Raw genomic sequence first — 948 nt, 5'->3', positions numbered from 1 at the left:
CCCGGCCTCAAGGCCTCCCGCGTGATCGGCCTCGCCGACGATATCGCCCGGAGCATGTCGGCCCTCTCCGCCCGCGTCTCCACCGTGCCCGGCCGCTCGGTCATCGGCATTGAACTCCCGAACGAACGCCGCGAGATGGTGAACTTCCGCGAGATCCTCTCCGGCAAGGATTACGGCGACGGCAACCACCGCCTGCCGCTGGCGCTGGGCAAGGACATCGGCGGCGAGCCCGTGGTGGCCAACCTCGCAAAAATGCCCCACCTGCTGATCGCAGGCACCACCGGCTCGGGTAAATCCGTGGCCATCAACACCATGATCCTCTCGCTGCTCTATACGCTCCCGCCCGAGGAGCTGCGGATGGTGATGATCGACCCGAAGATGCTCGAACTCTCCGTCTATGACGGCATCCCCCACCTCCTGTCGCCTGTTGTGACCGACCCGAAGAAGGCCGTCGTGGCGCTCAAGTGGGTGGTCGGCGAAATGGAAGATCGCTACCGCAAGATGTCCAAGATGGGCGTGCGCAACATCGAGGGCTACAACGCCCGGGTGCGCGATACGCTGGCCAAGGGCGAGATGTTCTCGCGCACCATCCAGACCGGCTTTGACGACGACACCGGCGAACCCGTCTTCGAAACCGAGGAGTTCAAGCCCGAGACCCTTCCCTTCATCGTCGTGATCGTCGACGAAATGGCCGACCTGATGATGGTCGCCGGCAAGGAGATCGAGGCCTGCATCCAGCGCCTCGCGCAGATGGCGCGGGCCTCGGGTATCCACCTCATCATGGCGACCCAGCGCCCCTCTGTCGATGTGATCACCGGCACCATCAAGGCCAACTTCCCCACCCGGATTTCCTTCCAGGTGACCTCCAAGATCGACAGCCGCACCATCCTCGGCGAAATGGGCGCCGAGCAGCTTCTAGGCATGGGCGACATGCTCTACATGGCCGGC

General features: G+C 64.1%; 1 protein-coding gene. It reads left to right on the top strand.

Annotated features, from left to right (window positions below; translation table 11 throughout):
- Positions 1-948: DNA translocase FtsK (locus DYI42_RS23905; protein WP_274608857.1), on the top strand; the 948-nt coding region annotated here is incomplete at both ends.

This window comes from Vannielia litorea (genome assembly GCF_018424695.1).
Classification (GTDB): domain Bacteria; phylum Pseudomonadota; class Alphaproteobacteria; order Rhodobacterales; family Rhodobacteraceae; genus Vannielia; species Vannielia litorea_A.
The sequence above is the reverse complement of the archived record's forward strand: the minus strand, read 5'-3'. Positions and strand labels throughout refer to the sequence as shown.